Here is a 21,029-nt window from a genome sequence, read left to right on the forward strand (position 1 = left end):
ACCGCGGGGCGGGGAGGGGGAGGGCGCGGCCCGGGGCAAAAACCCTGGAGCGGGCGGCAGCCTGTGGCTGCTGCCCTGTCGTAATTCGCCCATTCATAAGCACACGCCGATTTTTTTGCTCCGCTAACTTTCGGTGAACCGGATCGATTCACCGAAATTTTCTGCCCCTCACGGAAGGGGACGGGTGCGCCTTCGTCCGGGTGTCTCAGTGGAGGTCGAGGAAGGCGTCCACGGCATCGAAAAAGGGCGCTGGGGCCTCCCAATGGGGGAGCAGGCCGCCAGGAAGGGCCTGGTGGGAAAGGTCGCGGGCGTTCTGGGAGAGGACCGCAGGGAGTCGCTCGAACGACTGCACAGTGGAACCGGGCGTGGTGGGGGTAAGGAAAAGGGTGGGGCGGTAGAGGCGAGCGTAGACGTCGTCTGAGACGTTTGGGACCGAGAGGGTGCCGTCCACGAACCGGAGCGGGGCCCGGTAGGCCCCACGGACCTGCGCAGTCTGTTCGGCGTAGTCGAGCAGCGCGTCGGGGATGGCGTCCGGGCTCAGGAAGATCTGCCGGGCGTAGTAGTCTCGGAGTGACGCGCGGCGGGTGAGGCGGTGGTAGAGCAGTTCGAACGTGCCGGTGTGGTCGGCCAGGGCGAGCCCCAGACGGCCGGGCGTGGACGGGCCCTGCGTGGGGGCGAGGCCGGTCGGGGACACGAGCACGAGTCGGCGCACGAGCGGGGCGGCTTGCAGGGCCCCCTGGGCCGCGTACTCGCCCCCCAACGACAACGCGATGACGTCGGCGGGGGCGCCAGGCACCTCGTCGAGGAAGTGGTAGAGCTGCCGTTCGTACAGCGCCGGGGCGTAGGCGCGGGGCCCCCGGTCCGACCGCCCGAAGCCGAGCCAGTCGAGCGCGTAGACGGGCCGGTCGGTGGTCGCTGTCAGATGCTCGGCGATGGGCTGCATCTCACGGCTCGAGGCCACGGCGTTGAAGCTGTGGAGCAGCACGACCGGCGGCCCGGTGCCGGGGCGGACGTAGCACTGGGCACGGCCGTCCGGCGTTTCGACCGGACGCGGTTCTAGGTCGAGCGCCGGGGGCAGAGACAGCGGCGACGGCAGCGTGCGTCGGTAGGCCCAGCGGGCGGCGGCAAGGCTGGCGTAGGTGCCGGCCAGGGCCGCCCCGGCGGTCAGCACGGCGCGCCCGAACGAGGAGGACGAAGACGAATCGGACATCGGAACGGAAGGGGGGCGGAAACAATAGGTCGGATCCTCGAACGCCGCTCCGGCACCGACGTTCAGCCTGGAACCCGTCCCGCTCCGTTCGCTACGCCTTCGCGGACGCGTCCGGGCGGCCGAGTATGCCCCTGTAGCTCAACTGGAGAGAGCGGTGGCCTCCTAAGCCGCAAGTCGCGGTTCGAGTCCGCGCAGGGGTACTGCGCATTTCAGTCAGCCATCAGTAGACGTATGAGCACCTGTGCGGCCACCAACAAGGACGGAACCCCGTGCAGCAACTCCACGGCGACGGGCAGTGCGTACTGTCACGTGCACCAAAACGCCGGTGCGGACACGGAGGCGGACGAGCACGGGTTCGGGGTGATGCTGGCCAGTGCCCTCGCCGTCATTCTCGTGACCCACGTCCTTCTGCAGTTCGTGTTGGGGGCGTAAGCAGTAACGGGGATCCAGGAGGTCCCCTTTGCACAGGGCCGGCAGAGGGTCACTCCAGGGCCTCGTCGATGTGGGGGCGGAGGTCGTCGATGGTTTCGTACATCCAGTCGAAGTAGCCGGGGTGGTCGCGCTGGATGTCGCGGAGGGTCTTCCCGTCGTGCTTGCCGAAGCACACCACCACCGCGTCGCCGTCCTGCTTGAGGCGGCGCTGGTCGTCGAGATAGTCGCCCCGAATCTGTTGGGCCAGGTCGGCCGGCGTGCCGTCGATGTCGTGGTCGGCCAGTTGGCGCTGCAGAACCCGCCCGGCCGCCTCCACGTCGCTGAGGGCGTCGTGGGCGTCGTCGAGCGCGTCGCCGGTGTACCGCTCGTAGAGGGCCGAGAGGGTGCGCGGACGCAGCACCTGTTCCAGGCGGTACGGGTCGAGGACGACGCGGTCGTCGGGGCCCGGAAGCGTCCGCCCGTGCCGTTCAAATTCGGCCTGGAGGAGGGGGATGTCGTACGCGAGGGCGTTGTAGCCGGCCAGGTCGGCGTCGGCGAGAAGGGGGGCGATGCGGTCGAGGTGGGCCTCCAGCGGGGGGGCCTGCCGGACCTCCTCGGGCGAGAGCCCCGTCAGGTCCGTGACGGCCGTCGGGATCTCTTCTTCCGGATCGACGAGCACATCGACGGTCTCGTCCAGTGCGGCCCCGTCCTCGCTCGGCACGAATCGCTGCATCCCGATCTGGATGACGCGGGCCGCTTGGGGGTCCGTGCCGGTGGCTTCAAGGTCGAAGAAGACGAGGGGGCGTTCGAGGTGGAGCACGAGCGGGGGCGACGATGGATTCGACAGGCAATCGACACGCCCCCATATGCGCGGCTCGTGCGAAAGATCGCGGTCGTCCAGATGGAGGAAGGGTTAGTGCTGCGGGAGCACCGAGTCGAGCCACTGCACGAGGGCGCTCTGGTCGCCTTCAGTGCGTAGCTCCAAGAGGGCCCGTTGGAGCGCAAACTCCAAAAGGAGGCTTCGTGACACGGTCGTGGCGTACCGGGAGCCGAGAACCGACACGGCGTTCTCCAGCTGGCGGGAGAGGTCCGCCCGCACAGACCCTACGGAGACCGGCTGGAGGGACGGGTCCGGTTCGGGAAGCTCTGACGGGGGCGCCATGGAAAGGGCCAGCTTCTGCTCCAGGGACGACGCTTCGGCGTGCGAGTCCGCCTCGCGGGGCCGGTCCGATTGACCCTCGGGCGCGGGCGGCGGGGACTGCGTGGCCTGCTCGGTGGCGTCGGGGGGAGGGGCGTCGTACACCATGTCCTGATCCACCGCCTTCATCCAGCCGGGGATCGTGCCGTCGCCATTGAGGGAGTTGGACGAGGACGACTTGCTCATGGGAGCGTCGGGGTCGGGCAGGAATCATGCGGCAGTCGCAACGCGGGAGCGCTCTACGACTTCGTCGGCGAGGTTAAGGTAGTACGAGGCGGCGTCGGCGGCCCCGTCGTACTCCATGATGTTTGTGCCGTGGGTGGCCACCTCATTGACTTTTGAGCGCCACGGGATGGCGGTCTCGAAGAGGATGTCGGAGTACACGTCCTCGAACTTCTCCTGCATGTCGCTCACCAGGCCGGAGCGCAGGTCGAGGTCGTTTGGCAGCAGGCCCAGGATCCGCAGGCTGTCGTTGTGCACCTTCCGGATTTGCTTGATGGTCTCCTGGAGCTGGCTAACGCCCCGCATGCTAAACCGGTCGGCGTGGATCGGCACGATGATCCCGTCGGCCCCGGCCAGGGCCGTTGCGATGCTGCGGCCGAGGGACGGCGGGCAGTCCACTAGGCAGTAGTCGTGCTTCATGGTGGAGCTGGAGTTGCGCTGCACCTCGGCCGTGCGGAATTCCTGGACGCGGCACCGGAACTGCTGGGGAAAGACCGGGCTTCGGCCGATGACCGAGTCGAAGCTTGCCGCCGCCATGCGCCGGTCGGAGGGGATGAAGTCGACCCCAACGGACTCGGACGTGCGGAGCACGTTGGGGAATGACCACTCGTCGGTTGCGTCTCCGTCCCAGGTGGCGAGGGAATCGAAAATGGTTGCGTCATCGTCGGTCGCCTCCCGCCCCATGAGCCAGTCGGTGGCGTTCATTTGGGGGTCGTAGTCAATGACCAAGGGATCGTGGCCCTTGTGTTTGAGGGCCGTGGCCAGGTTGACGCTCGTGACGGTTTTCCCAACCCCGCCCTTCTGGTTGATGACGGCAATGGTGTACATGGCACTTTGGGGCAACGACGAGGAACAAGAGCTGTAGCGTTTGGCTCTTTAAATCGCTGCAAAGAGCATTCCGGGACGCCGAAGGTACAACGTGGCGGGTGTGTCGCGAGGGGAATGGAGAAAGTACTCACGTCGATGGGTGCATATGTACACCGTCGGCGACGCCCCATCAGGATGTCGTACGGCGCGCATCGACGGCCCCGCCTGACGATCTTGACGAGGCCCGCCGGTTTATTCGGCACTGCGGAGGAAGGACGCGGCGACGGGGAGGTGGTCGCTGGTCGCGGCCATCGAGTCGGCAGGCAGGGGGCGGGCCACGCGGACCGAACCGTCCACGAGCCGGTCAGAGAGGGCGGGATTGGGCAGAAGGTAGTCGAGCTGACGGACGGGATTGTCCGCGGGATGGGTGGGGGTGGGGCGGTCGGACAGTGGGTCCGTAAACCGGACGTTCCCCGGGATGCGTCCGGGCTGGACCGAGTCCGGCGCCGGCCGGTCGGGGTTGTTGAGCAGGAGGCGCAGCTCGGGGCTGTCGGGGCGGGAGTTCAGGTCGCCCGCCACGAGCATCTTAGCCGCCGGTCGGTCTTCGCGCAGGCGAGACAGCTCCGCGTGCAGGAAGCGAATCTGGCCGATGCGCCAGCCCCGATCCGACGCGCTGCGCCCGGCCTTTAGGTGGGCACCGATCAGCGTCCATACTCGGTTTGGCGCGACCCGCACGTCGGCCGTCCACAGGCGGTGGTTGGTGAGCGACTGGGCCGCGGGCTTGCCGTTGTCGGTCTCCTGGCCCACGACAGGGGTCACCACGTCCGCGTAGTTGCGCACCACGCCGAGCGGGTAGCGGCTCAGGAGCACCACGTTCATGTACCAGGTGGGGCTCTCCACGGAGGTGGCGAAGCGGTAGCCTGTGTCCCCGAGGCGGTCTTCGACGAAGGACTGGAGGAAGGCCTCGCTCTCGGCCTCCTGCAACACCAGGAGGTCCGCGTCGAGCCGGCGCAGGGCCCGGGCCACGCGCCGCCTCCGGTTCTTCAGGTCCGGTGCGGGGGTGTTTTCGGTGCCGGCATCGATGTACGGGTTGTCGTGCCCGTCTACGAAGTGCTCTAGGTTCCAGGTCGCGACCCGGACGGTATCGGCGTCCGGAAACGCGTAGTCGGCCGGAAGGGCCATTCCGGTCGTGGGAGAGGGGGATGGGGCGTCCGGCCCGCAGGCGGTGATGAGGCAGACAGCAAGAAAAAGTGGAGGGAAGGGGCGCATGAACGGGATGCAGCGTGCGATTGGCGGAGGTGGGAAGGGTGTGCAACGTAGGCCCTGGTGCGGACCATCGTGAAGGCTGAAGTTTAAAACCCGGTCCGCTTTCTTCCACACACCCAGTTGAGTCCAGTGTCTTCTGCGTATTTGGGGCTTGGGTCCAACGAGGGCGACCGCCTGGAGCACCTGCAGCGGGCGGCCGAGCGGCTGCAACAGCGCGACGCCCTCACCGTGGTGGGCGTGTCCCCCGTGTACGAGACCGAGGCCCACACGACCTCGCCGGACGAGACGCAGCCTCCGTTTTTGAACGCCGTGCTTCGGCTGACCGTCGAGGCCGACCCGCGTCCCCTCCTCCGACTGGCGCACACGGTGGAGCAGGCGGAGGGGCGCACCCGGGCCGCGGAGCAGCGGTGGGGGCCCCGCCCGCTGGACGTCGACCTACTGGCAGTCGGCCCCCTCACCCGAGACACCGAGGCCCTCACGCTTCCCCATCCGCGCCTTGCGGAGCGCCGGTTCGTGCTCCGCCCCTGGGCCGACCTCGCGCCAAACTTCGTCGTCCCGCCGCCGTTCGACCGCTCTGTGCAATCACTGCTCGATCAGTGCACGGATCCGGCTTCCATTCGACGGACGGACCACACGATTGGGGAGGGACGAGCCTCCCCTGAAGTCCTCCGTACGGAGAGGTAAGTCTTCGAAGACCTCGGCGGGGAGGGCCCGAGCCGACGGCCCCGCCGGATGCGCCCCGACGCTCCTCCCGAAACTGCCACGCCCAATGTCCCCGACGACCCCGCCGGACGCTCTCGACTACGTGGCCATTGAAGGCGCGATCGGGGCGGGCACCACCACCCTGACCGAGCTCCTGGCCGACCGCTTCGAGGCCGACCCCGTACTCGAACGGTTTGAGGACAATCCGTTTCTGGAGCGCTTCTATGCGGACCGGGAGCGGTGGGCCTTCCAGACGCAGCTCGCCTTCCTGGCAAGCCGGTTTCGGCAGCAGAAAGAGCTGTCCGAGCGCGACCTCTTCCGCGACTTTGCGGTCAGCGACTACACGTTCGACAAGGACCGCATCTTTGCCCGCCAGACGCTGAGCGGCGACGAACTCCAGCTCTACGAGTCGCTCTTTCGCCTCATGGAGCCGACCGTCCCGTCGCCCGACCTCGTGGTGTACCTGCGTTCCTCCCCCGAGCGGCTTCTGCAAAACATTGAGAAGCGCGACCGGCCGTACGAGCGCGACATGGATCCAGGCTACATTGCGGACCTTCACGAGGCCTACGACCAGTACTTTCGGCAGTACGAGCGCACCCCGCTCCTCGTGGTGAACGTCGCGGAGATGGACTTCGTCGAGCACCCGGCGGACTTTCGGGCACTGGTGCGGCACATCGTCGCCCCGTCCGACGAGCGGTCCCGCTACGTCCACCCGTCGTAGCGGCGGGGCTTGTCCCGACAGCACGGCCCTTCGCAGACGCGCATCATGGAGTACCTCGTTCTCGGCATCATTCTGTATTTTATCCTGCGGACGTCCGGGAACCTCGTCCGTCTGATGGGGGGCGAGGAGGGGACGTCTTCCCGGAAGGGCCCGACGCACGAGTCCCCATCCCGTCAAACCGAGTGGAAAGGCCCCTCGCCCCGGAAGCGAACGGGGACGGCGCGCGACGAACCGACGTTCTGGGGACAAGACGTGGAGGACGCAAACTGGCGGGACGTCAACGGAGAGGCGAGCTCCCAGGGCTCGTCCCGCTGATGCCCGGTCGGCGTTACTCCGACGTGCCAAACTCGAAGGTGAGAGTCGTCTGGCTGGCAACCGGCTGTCCGTTCTGCTGCGCGGGGCGGAAGCGCGACCGGCGGGCGGCAACGAGGGCGGCCGCCTCCAGGCCGTGGTCCAGGCGCGCGACGGTGCGGGCCCGCCCCTCGTCCGGGAGCCGCCACCGTTTGAGGACAGTTGCCCCCGTCACCCGTCCCGTCTCGGACACCTGTACGGCGACGCGAACCCGGGCCTGTACGCTCGCCTCGCGGGCAGCGGTCGGATAGTCGGGCTGTACGGCACGGAACAGGCGGGCGTTGGTGTCGGGCGTGCGGGCCGCACGGGGCGTGTCGGTCGTGCCGTCCCGCAACTGATCGTCGTCCCCGGGGACGTCGACGGCCAGGGCGGACGTGCCGAACTCGATCTTGTCTTCGATCACGACGTTGTTGGGGACGACCGTGGGGGGCGCCGGGGCCGGTGAGGGCGGCGTCTGCTCGCGGGCCTGTGCCGTCGGCTGCACCTCGTTCATGTGGATGCGGTCCGCACTCCGCTCCCCAAACGGACCCTCCGGGGCTCGTGGGGACGGCGCCGGCCACCAGCGCACGAGCGCAACGCCGAGCGCCAGCACGACGGCCAGCGCCCCGAGAAGGCGGCGTCGGTACGCGTGGTCGGACCTGGAGGCGGCAGCTCGGCGCATCGAACGGACGGGCGGTAGGGGACGACATCGTATCTTTAAGAACGGGGCCCAACATCTGTTTCTGAGGGGGGACGGCCCCGGTTTATGATGCAACCGCGAGGGGGCGTTTGAAAACCAGCGAAACGAGGCCCCAGTCAGGAAATCCGGTTGCGAAACTTTTCGGCCTGCTTGTACTTTGATCGGCAGGTTTTGTCAATGTCACCAATTTCGAGCGCCATGTCTCCCGACATTCCCCCCGAACCTGGGCCCTGCTCATTGGCACCGACCCCGTTGGATTAGTTCCTCTGCCCTCCCCATTTGGGGAGGTTTTTTTATGGCCCCCGGCGCCGCCGTTTGTCACTGACTCTCCTCCTGTCCCATGACCCACGCACCCTCCTCCCCGACCCGCGATCCCGCCAAGCTCGTTCTGTCCGACGGCACCGTCGCCCGAGGCGTAGCACTTGGCCAGCGAGGGCTGACCGGCGGGGAGCTGTGCTTCAACACGAGCATGACGGGGTACCAAGAAATCATGACGGATCCGTCGTACTACGGCCAGCTCATGATGATGACTCAGCCCCACATCGGCAACTACGGCGCCTCGGCCGAAGACATGGAGGCCGATACGCCGATGGTCGCGGGCTTCATCGTCCGCGATTACCCGCGCCGCCACGCCAACACCCAGGCCGACGAGACGCTTGAGGCGTTCATGCGGCGCCACGACCTCGTGGGCATTGCGGGGGTGGACACCCGGGCCCTCGTGCGACACGTGCGGGACAAGGGCGTCATGAATGCCGTCATCTCGTCCGAGGCCCTGGAGGAGGAGACGCTCCTGCAGAAGGCGCGCGACTGGCCCAGCATGGCGGGCCGGAAGCTGGCCTCGGAGGTGAGCACCGATGGCCCGTACACCTTCTGCGAGGGCCCCGGGCCGCGGATTGCGGTGTACGACTTCGGGGTCAAGCAGAACATCCTGCGCTCGTTTCGCCGGCGGGGGTGTACAGTGAGGGTGGTGCCGGGCGACACGGACCTGAGCGAGGTCCTTGCCTGGGACCCCGACGGGCTCTTCTTCTCGAACGGCCCCGGCGACCCGCGTCCCATGTCCGACGCGATCGACACGGTGGGCGCGGCCATCGACACGGGCCTCCCGATCTTCGGCATCTGCCTGGGGCACCAGCTGATGTCGCTGGCGGAGGGGATTGGGGTCTACAAGATGCACGTCGGCCACCGCGGGGCCAACCATCCGGTGAAGAACCTCGACACCGGGCAGGTCGAGGTGACGACCCAGAACCACGGCTTCGCGGTCGATCCCGAGTCGATTGCGCCGGAAACCGCCCGCGTAACGCACGTCAACCTGAACGACGACACGATCGAGGGGCTCGAGTTCAAGACGTTCGCCGGCATGTCGCTGCAGTACCACCCGGAGGCCTCCCCCGGCCCGCACGACAGCCACTACCACTTCAACCGGTTCATGGAGCTGGTGGCGGAGGAGCGGGACGTGACGCTGCCGGCGGCCGCCACCGAGCCGGCAGTCGCGACGGCGTAGGCGTCCCGAAGGGAGCCGGCACCGGCGGCACGGCGACCGCAGGCCTCCGAGAATCATCGACGTCGGGGAGGGCCCCGATGTCGCTCACTCATCACGCACCACGCACCACACATCCCCCAAATGCCCAAGCGCACCGACATCGAGACCATTCTCCTCATCGGGTCCGGCCCCATCGTGATCGGGCAGGCCTGCGAGTTTGACTACAGTGGCAGCCAGTCGGCCCGGGCCCTGATGGATGAGGGCTACCGGGTGGTTCTGGTGAACTCCAACCCGGCCACCATCATGACCGACCCGCTGATGGCCGACGAGGTGTACCTCCGACCGCTCACGCCGTCGTCCATTGCGCAGATTGCCCGCGAAGAGGAGCCGGACGCCGTGCTGCCCACGATGGGCGGCCAAACCGGCCTCAACGTGGCGCAGGACCTGAAGAAGGACGGGTTCTGGGACGAAGAGGGCATCGATGTCATCGGCGTCGACATCGACACGGTCCAGATCACCGAGGACCGCCAGGAATTCCGGACGCTGATGGACGACATCGGGCTCGACCAGTCCCGCAGCGACACGGCCAAGAGCCTGCTGGAGGCCAAAGAAATCACCCAGGAGCTGGGGGGGCTGCCGGTGGTCATCCGGCCGTCGTACACGCTTGGGGGCTCGGGCGGCGGCATCGTCTGGAAGGAGGACGAATTCGAGGAAATGGTCACCCGGGGCCTGGAGCTCTCCCCGGCCCACCAGGTGCTCATTGACGAGTGCCTGTTCGGGTGGAAGGAGTACGAGCTGGAGCTGCTCCGCGACCCCAACGACAACGTCATCATCATCGCCTCCATCGAGAACGTGACACCGATGGGCGTGCACACCGGCGACTCGGTGACCGTCGCGCCGCAGCAGACGCTGACGGACAAGCAGTTCCAGCGGATGCGCGACGCGGCGATCAAGGCGATGAACTCGATTGGCACCTTTGCGGGCGGATGCAACATCCAGTTTGCCTTCGAGCCGGGCACCGGGCGCATGATCGTGATCGAGATCAACCCGCGGGTGAGCCGGTCCTCGGCCCTCGCCTCGAAGGCGACCGGCTACCCCATCGCGAAGGTGGCCTCGAAGCTGGCGATCGGCTACACCCTCGACGAGCTGCCGAACGAGGTGACCGGCGATACGAGCGCCTGCTTCGAGCCGTCGCTCGACTACGTGGTCACCAAGATTCCGCGCTTCAACTTCGACAAGTTCGAAGGGGTCGACGAAGAGCTGACCACACAGATGAAAGCGGTCGGCGAGGTCATGTCGATCGGGCGCACGTTCAACGAAAGCCTGCAGAAGGCCTGGCAGAGCCTCGAAATCGGGTACGCGGGCCTCGGGGCCGACCGCCCGGACGCCGACCGCGAGACGGTGCGCGAGCGGCTGACGGCCCCGCGCTGGGACAACCTGCTGCACGTCCGCCACGCCTTCCGGTACGGGGCGAGCGTGGAGGAGGTACACGACATCACTCAGATCGACAAGTGGTTCCTCTACCAGATCAAGGACCTCGTCGCCCTCGAAGAAGAGATCCGCGCGACGCCGCTCCGCGAGATGGACGCCCGCTTCCTCCGAGAGGCCAAGCGTGCGGGCTTTTCCGACGAGCAGATTGCCTTCCTCGTCCCCGAGGACGTGACCGACCGTGAGGTGCGCGCCCGCCGGACGGACGAGGACGTGACCCCGGCCTACCAGCTCGTCGACACCTGTGCGGGCGAGTTCCCGGCGGAGACGCCCTACTACTACTCCAGCTACGAGACCGTCAACGAGAGCACGGTCACGGACCAGCCAAAGGTGCTAATTCTCGGCTCTGGCCCCAACCGCATCGGGCAGGGCATCGAGTTTGACTACTGCTGCGTCCACGGCGTGAAGGCCGCCCAGGAGATGGGCTACGAGGCCCTCATGCTCAACTGCAACCCGGAGACGGTGTCCACCGACTTCGACGTGGCGGACAAGCTCTACTTCGAGCCGGTCTTCTGGGAGCGGGTGCAGGACGTCATCGACCTGGAGCAGCCGGAGGGCGTGATCCTCCAGCTCGGCGGGCAGACGGCCATCAAGCTCGGCGAACGGTTCGAGGAAGACGGCATCCAGGTCCTGGGAACCTCGTACTCGAAAATGGACCTTGTGGAGGACCGGGGCAAGTTCACGTCCATTCTGCAGAAGCTGGACATTCCGTTCCCCCCCTACGGCGTGGCCCATTCGGTGGAGGAGGCCCTCGAGACCGCCGGCCGTCTCGGGTCCCCGACCCTCATCCGGCCCAGCTATGTGCTGGGGGGGGAGGGCATGCGCATCGCCATCAACGAGGACGAGGTGGCCGAGTACGTGGGCAACGTGCTGGAGACATATCCGGACAACGAAATCCTGCTCGACCGCTTTCTCGAAGACGCCGTGGAGTTGGACGTGGACGCCATCTGCGACGGCGACGAGGTGTGGATTGCGGGCATGATGCAGCACATCGAGCCGGCGGGGGTCCACTCCGGCGACTCGACCGCCGTCCTGCCGCCGTTTAGCCTCTCCGATGAGGTGCTCGATACCATTCGGGAGTACGTGCGGGCCCTCGCCTTCGAGCTGGACGTCCTCGGCCTCGTAAACGTGCAGCTCATCGTCAAGGACGGAACGGTGTACGTCATTGAGGCCAATCCGCGGGCCTCGCGCACAATTCCCTTCATCGCCAAGGCGGCGGGCATTCCCATTCCCGCCATCGCCACGAAGGTCATGCTGGGCGAGACGCTCGAGACCTTCCGCGAGCGGGGCGACCTGGAGTCGGACCTGGAGGAGTACGCAATCAAGGAGCCGGTCTTCTCGTGGGACAAGTTCCCGGAGGTGCCGAAGGAACTCGGGCCGGAGATGAAGTCGACCGGGGAGTCGATCGCGTTCGTCGAGTCGCTGGACGCCGACCAGTTTGAGCAGCCCTACGAAATGAAGGACCTGTATTTGTCTCGGTAAGCACAGGCGTTCTCGCTAGCGCTGTCGGTGGAAGGAGCGAGGCTTTCTGGAATTCACGGAGCGAAGCGGAGTACATGAAAGACCGCCATTTGTCCCGGTAGGCGGGCCCTACAGGAAGGTCGCCTAAACGGCCAGCTTCGCAGAATCCTGTTGCGGCTGGGCGGGGACGCCGGCATAGGAAATTGCACGGTCGTCGACCGGCAGCGCTCAGAGGGCGTGTTTTCTGGGGGCGCTCGCCCGCCGTGGTGCACGTGCCGATCCTCACGGCGAGCCTCTGAGGCAATTGTCGTTTCCGGATAACGTTCATGGAGACGGGTGAACTTCTCCGTACCCGGAAGGTAAATCGGGGTGTTGTGGACCATGCTGCCTTCCAATCTGAGAGCCTTTTTCCCCGAACGCTCACCTGTTCGTGATTGCACGCGAAGGATACACCATTATCGCCGTCGTGGCGGGCCTGGCGCTCATGCTGACCATGGGGGCGCTCTGGGTGGACGGGTGGCTGTGGCGGGGGCCGATGCTCGCCGTTGCGATCGGGGGCCTCGCGTTTACCCTCTACTTCTTCCGGGATCCGGAGCGCACGCCGCCGGCGGACGCCCTGGAAGCGGGCATCGTGGCCCCGGCCGACGGCCGGGTCGTGGAGATTGCGGAGGAGCAGGATCCGCTGTACCTGGAGGGCCCAGCCCGGCGCATTTCCATCTTTCTCTCGCCGCTCGACGTGCACGTGAACCGGGTGCCGGCGCGGGGGGTCATCGAGCATGCCGAGTACCGCCCGGGCGATTACCTCGTGGCCTGGCACCCGAAGGCCAGCGAGAAGAACGAACGGTCGGAGTTTGGCCTGCGCCACCCCACCGGCACGAAGCTCCTGTTTAAGCAAATCGCAGGGGCGGTGGCGCGCCGCATCGAATACGACCTCCGTGAGGGGGACACCGTGGAAACCGGGGCGCGCTTCGGAATCGTCAAGTTTGGGTCCCGAATGGACCTGCTCGTGCCGCCGTCGGTTGAGCTTCACGCGGAGGAGGGGCAGGTCGTGCGGGCGGGCACGACGGTTCTGGGGCGCATCCCGACGCCCGAGTCCGGCCGGTCCTCGTCCGCCGAGGCAACCGCCGCACCGGCCGCCTCGTCCGCACGCCGCTCGTCTGCTTCTTAATTGCTGACTGACTGGGATGATCGACCTCTTCGGGGCCGACCGTGCGGGCAGTACGGCCCGGGCGGACGACCGCTCCGCCCGGCCGGCGAGCGTCCGACGCCGCCTCCGGGCCTACCGGAGCGCGCGCCGCGAGCAGCGGGGCGACCGGCCGCCGCCCCGCGTGGCGGTGCCCTCCTTCTTCACGCTGATGAACCTGCTGTGCGGGTTTATGGCCCTCACGCAGGTGGCGGACGCTGCGTTCGTCCTGGCCTGCTGGCTCATTGTGCTGGCCGGCTTCTTCGACCTGCTCGACGGGGTGATGGCGCGCCTCACGGGGGCCGACAGCCCCTTCGGCGTCCAACTCGACTCCCTCAGCGACATTGTGTCGTTTGGGGTGGCGCCGTCTTTCCTGCTGTACGGCTACGTGCTGGACACCTTCAATCCACTCGGGATGATCGTTGCCGCCCTCCCGGCGCTCTGCGGGGCGGTGCGGCTGGCCCGCTACAACATGACCGCCGACGAGAGCGACAAAGAGGGCTTCGAGGGGCTTCCCATTCCGGGGCAGGCCATTGCCGTCGTGGCGCTCATCCTGGCCGCCGAGAATTCAGCCTGGGACGGTCGCTTCGCCCTCGACAGCCTCCGCGTCGTGCTGCCCGTCGTCATTGTGCTCTCCGGGCTGATGGTGTCGAACATCCGGTTTGACGCAATTCCCATGCCCTCCCTGGAGGCGGTGCGCACGCACCCCTCAAAGATCGCCGCGTACGGACTCGCGGGACTGCTGATCGTGGGGCTCCAGGAGCGAGGGCTTCTGATCGTCCTGACCGCGTACCTGTTGCACGGCGTGGGACGGGCCCTCTACAAGCTCGTGCGGGCGCTCGTCGCCCCGGTGCCGGACGAGCGGTTGGGCTCCTGAGAACACCGCCGGCCCCCTCGACACTCTCTGCCGTTATCCGCATCCAACGTTCCCCCATGTACAAAGCTACGATCTCGATCACCCTCCGGCCGTCCATCCTCGACCCCGAAGGCAAAACCATCCAGCACGCCCTGACCAACCTCGGGTACGACGCGGTGGATCAGGTGCGCATGGGCAAGCAGGCCGAGGTATGGATCGACGCGGCGAGCGAGGCGGAGGCCCGCGAGGTGGCCACGGAGGCCTGCGAAAAGCTGCTCGCAAACCCTGTCACCGAAAACTTCGAGATCCAGATCGAATCTGCGTCCCGCGAGGCGGTCGGGGAGGGAACGGCCTGACGGCGCAGCCGTCCTCACCCCATTGGGCATTCGATGCGTTTGCCTGCGACGGTCCGTTCACGAATTCGACTCGTTTGCTTGTCATGACTGAGGGTTTTCCGCGACGCGCGCTTGGGGCACCGGCTGAGCCGGACGTTCAGCCGGCCCCGCCGGAGGTGGAAGAAGCCGGCCGGGAGGAAGAGGACGAGGGGACCGACGAGCCCTGGTTTGTCATCCTCTTCAATGACGAAGTCCACACCTTCGAGGAGGTCATTGGGCAGTTGGTGAAGGCCACGGGGTGCAGCCGCAGTGAGGCCGAGGACATGGCCTGGACGGTCCACAATGAGGGCAAGGCAACCGTCTACGAAGGCACGTTTGAGGAGTGCTTCGAGGTGCAGAGCGTGCTGAAGGAGATTCAACTCGTGACGGAAATTCAGGGGTAGGCCGTCCCGGTGGGGCCTACGAGGCGGGGCGGCGCCACACGTGAAGGAGGGTTTGAGGGGTGGGACGGGCGTAGCGGGTCGTTCCGTTCAGGGCCTTCACCCGCACGGAATCCGGGCCCGGCACCACCACCGAGCGATCGTCGAGCCAGCCCCACACCGCCCCGTCGACCCGGCCGAGGCGTCGGGTCTGCCCCTGTACCCGCACGGCGGCCTGCGAGGACGCGTCACCCCGGAGGGTAAAGGCGATGCGGTTGCCCGACGGCGACCACCGGGGATGCACCTGGTCGGCCCCAGTTTGGTCGGGAGGGACGAGGAAAGTGGGGCGCGAGCCGTCGTAGACCACCACCTGACGGTGGCCGGACGCCTCGACCCGTACATCGAGGGCCACCTCGTTCGTCTTTGGGGCCCACCGGTGGTGGCGAGCGTGGCGCTCGTTGCCAAACAGCGTTTCGGGATTGGTGCCGTCGGGGCCACTCAGGGCGAACGACGAGTCGGGCACGTACTCGCCGCGGTCCCGGTCGTACTCGAGCTCCCGGTGGATGTAGGCCATCTGTTGGCCGGTGGGTGCGTAGCGGAGGTGGTGCATGCGGCGTATGTCGAGCGAGGCCCGGGTGGCACAGTCGCCCGCGTCCACCACGTACAGGTTGTCGTCGGTTCGGGCGGCGAGCGCACCGTCCGGAAGCCAGTGGAGGACCTCGCGGACGCTGCTGCATCCCACGTCCCGAGTCGTGCCGTCGGGCGTCACCACCCGGAGCCCGCCGGGCCCACGCCCGCCGTCGTCGGTGGGGCGGTAGTACCCGACGGCGAGGCGCTCCTGGTTGGGATGCCAGGCCAGAGAGTAGGTGACCGCCGTCCCGGCCGCAGCGTGCACGCGGTGCGTCTGTTGTGTCGTCAGGTCCAGCAGCGTGAGGTGGGACGAGTCCGCCGTGGCGTAGCTGAAGGCAAGGTGCCGGCCGGACGGCGACACCGCCCGGGCCGGCTTGGCCGTGGCGCCCGCGACGAGGGTCCGGCTTTCATCGGTCCGTGCATCGTGCAACACCAGGCCGTCGGTCGGGGTTGTGTGCAGCAAAAAGAGGGACGGCCCCGAGGACACCGCTGGTCCGTTCGTCTCGGTCGTGGAGCCGGGCGGCTGTGAGGACGAACAGGCGACCCCGAGCCCCAAGACCCCGATCAATGCGCACAGAACGAAGCCACGGGGCGCCGACGAGGGAAAATGCATAAATCGAAATGGACCGATGGAGCGCGGAACGGGCGGAAGGCCGGCACAAACCTAGCAGGACGAGCCGTGAAGGTCAGACGAAGCCTCCAGGCGGCCTCATTCCGCTCAGGTCAACGCCGAAATCGGGACGGAGGGCGTTCCAAAAGCGTTCCACATGGCCGCAGAACAAGTGCGAAGAGGTCGCATAAAAGACCGGTGTAAATAAAATTCCGGGTCCTTTTCCCCTGTGGAGAGGGAGTCGGAGGTCCGCTGATCGCGAACATGAGAAGATCTTAACTGAGTTATGGAGACAGGAACCGTCAAGTGGTTTAGCCCTGCCGAAGGATATGGATTCGTTGAGCCCGACAACGGGGAGGACGATGTTTTCCTCCACCACAGTGAGGTGCCCGACGAAGACCTGGAAGAAGGCGACCGTCTCGAGTTCGAAATCGAAGAGACGGAGAAGGGGCTGAACGCCGTCAACATTGAGGCCCTTACCGAGCCCGAGTGGTAAGCTCGGCCCGGTCCACCCGAATGCCCCTGAGCGTCCTGCTCAGGGGCATTTTTTTGTTTGGGGGCTTTGTGAGGTGCGGCTCGACCAGGGGCCCTGGAGCATCCAGGAGTCTTCTCTGAACCCCTGGGACCTGCGCCCCCTCCGTCAGGAAAGGGGACCCGTATCCCCCGATCTCGTGGCGTCAAGGTCCCGAGGGGCGCTGGGGCGTGGCTCCTGACTGTTCTCGGTTTCGGTCCCGGGACGAGTGCGCCTCGCCCACACAACGCAGAAGCGCCTCGATGCATGCCGATCCGGCCTCCCCAGACGTACGTGGCCGCGACGCATCCCACAGACTGTGTCCCGAATGTCCCCGCACGCCGATTGGCGTAGGGTGGGGCAGCCGCCGTGTGCGCGTGCCCGGCAGTCTCCGCCGATCAATCAGTCTAGCGCCTCCGCCCCGCCCTGCGCAGCGAGCCGTCCGGCTGCGCACGAGCCCGAGCCCTGGACGTCCGTCCGCGGCTGCGATTCTACTTCCGAACCCGCGTCGTGGGCGACCGGGGGGAGGAGGGGGACCGCACGTCCCGGAACCGGCGACTCAGAAAATCAAAGTTCCGCCCGATCGACGCGCCGAGGGCGGCCTCTAGGTCGCGCACGTGGTGCGTGTGGACGGGCGGGTTGGAGCGCTGAGTCTCCGTGTCGCGCCGGAAGGGGGATCGGAAGAGCGAAGAAGAGCTTTTCATAAAGAGTGCCTATCGGTGTCGTATTGACGTATCCTGTGTCCGTTCGCACAATAATTTATCCGATAGGCTTATTCATGTTCCTCATCGGACTTTGAAATCCCCAGCGCCATACTCGTGACTGAATTGAAACACACAAAACTCAAATGACTTTAGGATTCGCGTTTTGAGTGCAAAATCGCTCACCCTGATATGACCATCAACGAGCTGCAGTCTCTGAAGCCGTACCTGAAGATCTCGGCGCTGGCCGACGAGATTGAGGGCATCAACAAGCACACGTTGCTCTCGAAGGTGCGGCGGGGCACCGAGCTCACGATCGTGGAAAGCGACAAGCTCGAGGCAAAGCTGGGTGAGGTGATGACCCACGCCGGGTTTTCGCTTGCGCGCGAGTGACTCCCGGGGAGCGGGTGCGCACCCGCTCCGTACGGTGGGGGGCAGGCAAAAGGCGGATGCCCTTGATCGGTGAGCGTGCCCGCCGAGCGAAGGCCCTTCGGCCAAGCCCGGAGGCACAGTCGACGCTCGGGAAAAGGGGAAAGCTCTCCGGGGCTACCGGAGCGCGTCCTCCAGAACCGTGGCGGCGTCGGTGTCGGCGTCCCGATACTTCACGATGACGGGGGTCGAGAGGGAGAGGCCGTGCTCCTCTCCGAACGCCGAGTCGACGGACCGGGAGCCCGGCACGACCACGGCATTCTCGGGCACGACCAGCGGCTCGTCGTCGGAGGCGGTGTGTACCGTCTCCTCCGCGAGGTCGTACAGTCGGGTGGAGGAGGTGAGGGTGACGCCTGCGGCCAGCACGGCCCCGGCCCGCACGATGCAGCCCTCGTAGAGGCCCGCGTTGCCCCCAACGAAGACATCGTCCTCCACGATCACCGGGGTGGCGTGTACGGGCTCCAGTACCCCCCCAACCTGGGCGGAGGCGGACAGGTGCACCCGCTTGCCGATCTGGGCACAGCTTCCCACCAGGGCGTGGGAGTCGATCATGGTCTCTGCGTCGACGTACGCCCCCACGTTGACGTACATCGGGGGCATGCAGACCACCCCGGGCGCCACGTACGCCCCGGTCCGGATCGCCGAGCCGCCGGGCACGAGCCGCACGTTGTCGGCCTTGCGGAGCGGCTTGACCGGGAACGTGTTCTTGTCGTAGAACGGGAACCGGTCGCCCGAGTAGTCGACGGTGCGGCCGATCCGGAAGCCCAGAAGGATGCCTTCCTTCACCCATTCGTTGGCGTGCCAGGTGCCGTCGTCGGCGGGGGCGGCGGCACGCACCTCGCCGGCGTTAAGGGCCTGTACGAGATCGGCCACGGCGTCGCCGGCGGCCCCCCGGTCCACGCCCGAGGGCTCTTTGGACTGTGCCACCAGCGATTCGATGCGGTCTTGTAGGTCGGTCATGCGTCGGAAACCAGTGTGTGGACAGACGATGAGGGCAAATCGTCCTCGTTGCGCGCATTCACCATGAAGCTCCGAAGCGATAGACACATTGTAAACCCGTACCCCGTAGCATTTTTTGTGCAGAACGCCTTTTGGCCCCTGGTGACAGGGGCGTTATGCGCTCGCGTCTCACCAAGTTCACCGTCGTCCATGAAACGATCGCTCGTATTTGCGGCCCTTCTTCTCTGTGCCAGCCTCACCTCGTGCCAGTGTGCCGACCAGCCCGACGTGGGGCCGGTGGAGGGCGAGGATGAGCAGGCCCATCGGATTCAGACCGAGACCGCGGCAGACCGGGGCCGGATCGCGTAGAAAAGCCCCCCGGCCACGCTTCTAATCCACATGTGTGCCGTGTCTCCTGCAAGGTGCTTCCCCAGTCATGGCCATCCCGGACGAAAAAATTGAAGAGGTCCGCACCGCGGTCGACCTCGTGGAGGTGGCGGAGGACTACGTTCAACTGAAGCAGAGCGGGTCGCGGTACATGGGGCTTTGCCCGTTCCACAACGAGGACACCCCCTCCTTCAGTGTCGACCCGGACCAGAACCTCTACTACTGCTTCGGCTGCCAGAATGGAGGGGATGCCTTCAAGTTTGTTCAGGAGATCGAGGGGGTCGGGTTTTTGGAAAGCGTGCGGATGCTGGCCGACCGGTACGGCGTTCCGCTGCCGGAGGAGGAGACCGACCCCGACGCGGCCAACGAGCGCGAGGCCGTTCTGCACGCCCTGCGCTTCGCGGCCCGCTTCTTCTATCGCCAGCTCACACAGTCCGACCGGGGGCGGCCCGCGCTCGACTACCTCCGTCGGCGCGGCTTCACCCCGCAGACCATCAAGCAGTTTGGGCTCGGCTACGCCCCCGACGAGTGGGACGCCCTGTTGACGGTCGCGGAGGAGGAGCAGATCGACCGGGAGACGCTCGAAAAGGCGGGGCTCATTATCGAGCGCAACGACGGGAGCGGGTACTACGACCGGTATCGGGGGCGGATCATCTTTCCCATTTTCTCTCACATCGGCAAGGTGCTGGCCTTCGCCGGGCGCATCCTCGATCCCGACGACGAGCGCGACCAGCCGAAGTACATCAACTCGCCGGAGACGGAGGTTTACCACAAGAAGGAGGTGCTGTACGGCCTGCACCAGGCCAAGCAGGCCATCCGCAAGACCGACGAGGTGCTGCTCGTGGAGGGGTACACGGACGTGATTAGTCTGTCGCAGGCCGGGGTGGGAAACGTCGTCGCCTCCAGCGGCACGGCCCTCACCGAGCAGCAGGTCGGCACGCTCGACCGGTACGCCAAGCGGGCGGTGATGCTCTACGACGCCGACGAGGCAGGGGAGCGGGCGGCCCTGCGGGGAATGGAGCGTGTTCTGGAGGCGGGACTGGGGGCCTACGCCGTAGAACTTCCCGCGGGCAACGACCCGGACGAGTACGTGCAGGAGCACGGGGGCGACGCCTTTTCCGACTACGTTCAGGAGCACCGGCAGGACCTTCCGTCGTTCGCCTACCAGCGGGCCCGCCGCAACGGGGTCCTAGAGACCCCAGAGGATCGGGTGGAGGTTCAGCGCGAGATTATCGAGTCGGTCGCCCGGATTCCGGACCCGAATCTCCGGCGCGAGTACGTGGCCCACACGAGTGACGTGACGGGCGTGCCGGACTCGGACCTGTTCCGCATGCTGGAGGCGGAACGGGAGCAGATGGAGCGCCGGGCCCAGCGGCGACGAAAGCGAGAGCAAAAGCGTCAGCAGAGACAGGCGGAGGAGGGCGCGTCGCCATCGGGGGAGCAGGCCGCCCCGCCCGACCGGAACGGCGCGTCGCCCCCGCCTCCCAGCTCCACGACCGGAAAGACGGCGTCCGGCCCCGTGCTGCTCCCGGAAGAGCAGGTGCTGTTTCGCCTCATGTTGGAGAACGGGCGTCGCATGGTGAGTCTCGTGCTGGGGCACATGGCACTGGACGAGTTTTCGGAGGGGGCGCCCCGTGCCCTCGCAAAAGCCTTTACCGAGATGTACGAGGACGGCACGGTGCGGCCCCAGCAGATTCTCAATGGCAAGCACGGAGAGAGGCTTCAGCAACTCGGCGCGTCGGTCATGATGGACGAGCACGAGGCCTCCGAGCACTGGGCCCAGAAGGAGGACATCTCGGTGCCCCACCTCAACGACCGCCCCTACGAGGCGGCCCGGAGCGCGATGAAGTTTTTGAAGATGGACCGTGTCGACGAGGCCATCGAGACGGTCCGCGAGCGGATGTATCAGGCGAGCCAGCAGGGAGCGGACGAGGAGGTCCAGCGCCTACAGCAAAAGATGATGTCGCTGCAGGAACTCCGGAAGGGCATCAAGCGCGGTGAGTTTCTTGAGGACTGAGAGGCCGCCGTGCGAC

At 66.6% G+C, this 21,029-nt stretch carries 23 protein-coding genes and 1 tRNA gene; 15 read left to right on the forward strand and 9 right to left on the reverse strand.

From position 1 onward, the window contains the following. Positions 1-205 precede the first annotated feature (205 nt). Complete coding sequence (locus OJA40_RS13045; RefSeq protein WP_208427683.1) at positions 206-1,210, reverse strand: alpha/beta fold hydrolase; 1,005 nt, start codon at positions 1,208-1,210, stop codon at positions 206-208. Positions 1,211-1,337: 127 nt separating this feature from the next. Between OJA40_RS13045 and OJA40_RS13050 the strand changes: the two genes are divergently transcribed. Continuing rightward, a tRNA-Arg gene (locus OJA40_RS13050) sits at positions 1,338-1,410 on the forward strand. A gap of 31 nt (positions 1,411-1,441) precedes the next feature. Next, positions 1,442-1,642 (forward strand): hypothetical protein, encoded by a 201-nt coding sequence (locus OJA40_RS13055; RefSeq protein WP_208427684.1) that lies wholly within the window; start codon positions 1,442-1,444, stop codon positions 1,640-1,642. Positions 1,643-1,691: 49 nt separating this feature from the next. On the opposite strand, the gene OJA40_RS13060 is transcribed toward OJA40_RS13055, so the two are convergent. The 4 genes from OJA40_RS13060 to OJA40_RS13075 form a co-directional block, all read right to left on the reverse strand. Then, entirely contained in the window at positions 1,692-2,441 is a 750-nt protein-coding gene (locus OJA40_RS13060) for a 3'-5' exonuclease (RefSeq protein ID WP_263791431.1), read from the reverse strand. Between the two features lie 93 nt (positions 2,442-2,534). Continuing rightward, positions 2,535-3,005, reverse strand: coding sequence for a hypothetical protein (locus OJA40_RS13065; RefSeq protein ID WP_263809140.1), 471 nt, complete (start codon positions 3,003-3,005; stop codon positions 2,535-2,537). 24 nt (positions 3,006-3,029) lie between these two features. Continuing rightward, on the reverse strand, positions 3,030-3,869 hold the full coding sequence (locus OJA40_RS13070) for a ParA family protein (protein ID WP_208427736.1): 840 nt from the start codon (positions 3,867-3,869) through the stop codon (positions 3,030-3,032). Between the two features lie 231 nt (positions 3,870-4,100). Next, the gene (locus OJA40_RS13075; protein ID WP_263810863.1) at positions 4,101-5,030 is read right to left on the reverse strand and encodes an endonuclease/exonuclease/phosphatase family protein; all 930 of its coding nucleotides are present in this window, start codon (positions 5,028-5,030) and stop codon (positions 4,101-4,103) included. 213 nt (positions 5,031-5,243) lie between these two features. Between OJA40_RS13075 and folK the strand changes: the two genes are divergently transcribed. The 3 genes from folK (at position 5,244) to OJA40_RS13090 (ending at position 6,852) form a co-directional block, all read left to right on the forward strand. Further along, positions 5,244-5,798, forward strand: a complete 555-nt coding sequence (gene folK, locus OJA40_RS13080; RefSeq protein WP_208427364.1) for a 2-amino-4-hydroxy-6-hydroxymethyldihydropteridine diphosphokinase — start codon at positions 5,244-5,246, stop codon at positions 5,796-5,798. Positions 5,799-5,883: 85 nt separating this feature from the next. Next, complete coding sequence (locus OJA40_RS13085; protein ID WP_208427365.1) at positions 5,884-6,537, forward strand: deoxynucleoside kinase; 654 nt, start codon at positions 5,884-5,886, stop codon at positions 6,535-6,537. A 45-nt stretch (positions 6,538-6,582) separates the two neighbouring features. After that, positions 6,583-6,852 carry a hypothetical protein gene (locus OJA40_RS13090; protein ID WP_208427366.1) on the forward strand — a complete coding sequence of 90 codons (270 nt, stop codon included), beginning with the start codon at positions 6,583-6,585 and terminating at the stop codon, positions 6,850-6,852. 13 nt (positions 6,853-6,865) lie between these two features. Here OJA40_RS13090 and OJA40_RS13095 read toward each other — a convergent pair whose 3' ends face one another. Beyond that, positions 6,866-7,549: an energy transducer TonB gene (locus OJA40_RS13095; RefSeq protein ID WP_263810865.1), complete on the reverse strand. Its 684-nt coding sequence runs from the start codon at positions 7,547-7,549 to the stop codon at positions 6,866-6,868. A 358-nt stretch (positions 7,550-7,907) separates the two neighbouring features. Here OJA40_RS13095 and carA point away from each other — a divergent pair, with 358 nt between their 5' ends. The 6 genes from carA to OJA40_RS13125 all read left to right on the forward strand — a co-directional run bounded on the left by carA (position 7,908) and on the right by OJA40_RS13125 (position 14,813). After that, the gene (carA, locus tag OJA40_RS13100) at positions 7,908-9,068 is read left to right on the forward strand and encodes a glutamine-hydrolyzing carbamoyl-phosphate synthase small subunit (RefSeq protein WP_263809136.1); all 1,161 of its coding nucleotides are present in this window, start codon (positions 7,908-7,910) and stop codon (positions 9,066-9,068) included. 120 nt (positions 9,069-9,188) lie between these two features. Further along, the gene (gene carB / locus OJA40_RS13105) at positions 9,189-12,017 is read left to right on the forward strand and encodes a carbamoyl-phosphate synthase large subunit (protein WP_208427368.1); all 2,829 of its coding nucleotides are present in this window, start codon (positions 9,189-9,191) and stop codon (positions 12,015-12,017) included. Between the two features lie 409 nt (positions 12,018-12,426). Beyond that, a complete protein-coding gene (locus OJA40_RS13110) occupies positions 12,427-13,164 on the forward strand; it encodes a phosphatidylserine decarboxylase family protein (protein WP_263791416.1) in 738 nt (245 codons plus the stop codon). 16 nt (positions 13,165-13,180) lie between these two features. Then, positions 13,181-14,056, forward strand: coding sequence for a CDP-diacylglycerol--serine O-phosphatidyltransferase (gene pssA, locus OJA40_RS13115; RefSeq protein WP_208426556.1), 876 nt, complete (start codon positions 13,181-13,183; stop codon positions 14,054-14,056). 56 nt (positions 14,057-14,112) lie between these two features. Then, complete coding sequence (gene purS, locus OJA40_RS13120; protein WP_011403723.1) at positions 14,113-14,391, forward strand: phosphoribosylformylglycinamidine synthase subunit PurS; 279 nt, start codon at positions 14,113-14,115, stop codon at positions 14,389-14,391. A gap of 83 nt (positions 14,392-14,474) precedes the next feature. Then, positions 14,475-14,813: an ATP-dependent Clp protease adaptor ClpS gene (locus tag OJA40_RS13125; RefSeq protein ID WP_208426557.1), complete on the forward strand. Its 339-nt coding sequence runs from the start codon at positions 14,475-14,477 to the stop codon at positions 14,811-14,813. A gap of 16 nt (positions 14,814-14,829) precedes the next feature. Here OJA40_RS13125 and OJA40_RS13130 read toward each other — a convergent pair whose 3' ends face one another. Then, on the reverse strand, positions 14,830-16,032 hold the full coding sequence (locus OJA40_RS13130; protein WP_208426558.1) for a TolB-like translocation protein: 1,203 nt from the start codon (positions 16,030-16,032) through the stop codon (positions 14,830-14,832). 283 nt (positions 16,033-16,315) lie between these two features. Between OJA40_RS13130 and OJA40_RS13135 the strand changes: the two genes are divergently transcribed. Further along, positions 16,316-16,525 carry a cold-shock protein gene (locus OJA40_RS13135; RefSeq protein WP_011403726.1) on the forward strand — a complete coding sequence of 70 codons (210 nt, stop codon included), beginning with the start codon at positions 16,316-16,318 and terminating at the stop codon, positions 16,523-16,525. Positions 16,526-17,031: 506 nt separating this feature from the next. On the opposite strand, the gene OJA40_RS13140 is transcribed toward OJA40_RS13135, so the two are convergent. Next, positions 17,032-17,244, reverse strand: coding sequence for a hypothetical protein (locus OJA40_RS13140; protein WP_208426559.1), 213 nt, complete (start codon positions 17,242-17,244; stop codon positions 17,032-17,034). A 189-nt stretch (positions 17,245-17,433) separates the two neighbouring features. Between OJA40_RS13140 and OJA40_RS13145 the strand changes: the two genes are divergently transcribed. Beyond that, a complete protein-coding gene (locus OJA40_RS13145) occupies positions 17,434-17,634 on the forward strand; it encodes a hypothetical protein (protein WP_011403728.1) in 201 nt (66 codons plus the stop codon). A gap of 153 nt (positions 17,635-17,787) precedes the next feature. Here OJA40_RS13145 and OJA40_RS13150 read toward each other — a convergent pair whose 3' ends face one another. Then, the gene (locus OJA40_RS13150; RefSeq protein WP_208426560.1) at positions 17,788-18,630 is read right to left on the reverse strand and encodes a 2,3,4,5-tetrahydropyridine-2,6-dicarboxylate N-succinyltransferase; all 843 of its coding nucleotides are present in this window, start codon (positions 18,628-18,630) and stop codon (positions 17,788-17,790) included. Positions 18,631-18,819: 189 nt separating this feature from the next. Here OJA40_RS13150 and OJA40_RS13155 point away from each other — a divergent pair, with 189 nt between their 5' ends. Together OJA40_RS13155 and dnaG are read left to right on the forward strand one after the other, a co-directional pair. Further along, the gene (locus tag OJA40_RS13155) at positions 18,820-18,978 is read left to right on the forward strand and encodes a hypothetical protein (protein WP_208426561.1); all 159 of its coding nucleotides are present in this window, start codon (positions 18,820-18,822) and stop codon (positions 18,976-18,978) included. 67 nt (positions 18,979-19,045) lie between these two features. After that, on the forward strand, positions 19,046-21,013 hold the full coding sequence (gene dnaG, locus OJA40_RS13160; protein WP_208426562.1) for a DNA primase: 1,968 nt from the start codon (positions 19,046-19,048) through the stop codon (positions 21,011-21,013). Positions 21,014-21,029: the final 16 nt, after the last annotated feature.

The sequence above is a fragment of the Salinibacter pepae genome (genome assembly GCF_947077775.1).
Taxonomy (GTDB): domain Bacteria; phylum Bacteroidota; class Rhodothermia; order Rhodothermales; family Salinibacteraceae; genus Salinibacter; species Salinibacter pepae.

Excerpts from the sequence above, each read along its gene's own strand:
- OJA40_RS13045 (WP_208427683.1), bottom strand. The coding sequence starts at position 1,210 with ATGTCCGATTCGTCTTCGTCCTCCTCGTTCGGGCGCGCCGTGCTGACC.
- OJA40_RS13055 (WP_208427684.1), top strand. The coding sequence starts at position 1,442 with ATGAGCACCTGTGCGGCCACCAACAAGGACGGAACCCCGTGCAGCAAC.
- OJA40_RS13065 (WP_263809140.1), bottom strand. The coding sequence starts at position 3,005 with ATGAGCAAGTCGTCCTCGTCCAACTCCCTCAATGGCGACGGCACGATC.
- OJA40_RS13070 (WP_208427736.1), bottom strand. The coding sequence starts at position 3,869 with ATGTACACCATTGCCGTCATCAACCAGAAGGGCGGGGTTGGGAAAACC.
- OJA40_RS13075 (WP_263810863.1), bottom strand. The coding sequence starts at position 5,030 with ATGGCCCTTCCGGCCGACTACGCGTTTCCGGACGCCGATACCGTCCGG.
- OJA40_RS13085 (WP_208427365.1), top strand. The coding sequence starts at position 5,884 with ATGTCCCCGACGACCCCGCCGGACGCTCTCGACTACGTGGCCATTGAA.
- OJA40_RS13090 (WP_208427366.1), top strand. The coding sequence starts at position 6,583 with ATGGAGTACCTCGTTCTCGGCATCATTCTGTATTTTATCCTGCGGACG.
- OJA40_RS13095 (WP_263810865.1), bottom strand. The coding sequence starts at position 7,549 with ATGCGCCGAGCTGCCGCCTCCAGGTCCGACCACGCGTACCGACGCCGC.
- carA (WP_263809136.1), top strand. The coding sequence starts at position 7,908 with ATGACCCACGCACCCTCCTCCCCGACCCGCGATCCCGCCAAGCTCGTT.
- carB (WP_208427368.1), top strand. The coding sequence starts at position 9,189 with ATGCCCAAGCGCACCGACATCGAGACCATTCTCCTCATCGGGTCCGGC.
- pssA (WP_208426556.1), top strand. The coding sequence starts at position 13,181 with ATGATCGACCTCTTCGGGGCCGACCGTGCGGGCAGTACGGCCCGGGCG.
- purS (WP_011403723.1), top strand. The coding sequence starts at position 14,113 with ATGTACAAAGCTACGATCTCGATCACCCTCCGGCCGTCCATCCTCGAC.
- OJA40_RS13125 (WP_208426557.1), top strand. The coding sequence starts at position 14,475 with ATGACTGAGGGTTTTCCGCGACGCGCGCTTGGGGCACCGGCTGAGCCG.
- OJA40_RS13130 (WP_208426558.1), bottom strand. The coding sequence starts at position 16,032 with ATGCATTTTCCCTCGTCGGCGCCCCGTGGCTTCGTTCTGTGCGCATTG.
- OJA40_RS13135 (WP_011403726.1), top strand. The coding sequence starts at position 16,316 with ATGGAGACAGGAACCGTCAAGTGGTTTAGCCCTGCCGAAGGATATGGA.
- OJA40_RS13140 (WP_208426559.1), bottom strand. The coding sequence starts at position 17,244 with ATGAAAAGCTCTTCTTCGCTCTTCCGATCCCCCTTCCGGCGCGACACG.
- OJA40_RS13145 (WP_011403728.1), top strand. The coding sequence starts at position 17,434 with ATGACCATCAACGAGCTGCAGTCTCTGAAGCCGTACCTGAAGATCTCG.
- OJA40_RS13150 (WP_208426560.1), bottom strand. The coding sequence starts at position 18,630 with ATGACCGACCTACAAGACCGCATCGAATCGCTGGTGGCACAGTCCAAA.
- OJA40_RS13155 (WP_208426561.1), top strand. The coding sequence starts at position 18,820 with ATGAAACGATCGCTCGTATTTGCGGCCCTTCTTCTCTGTGCCAGCCTC.
- dnaG (WP_208426562.1), top strand. The coding sequence starts at position 19,046 with ATGGCCATCCCGGACGAAAAAATTGAAGAGGTCCGCACCGCGGTCGAC.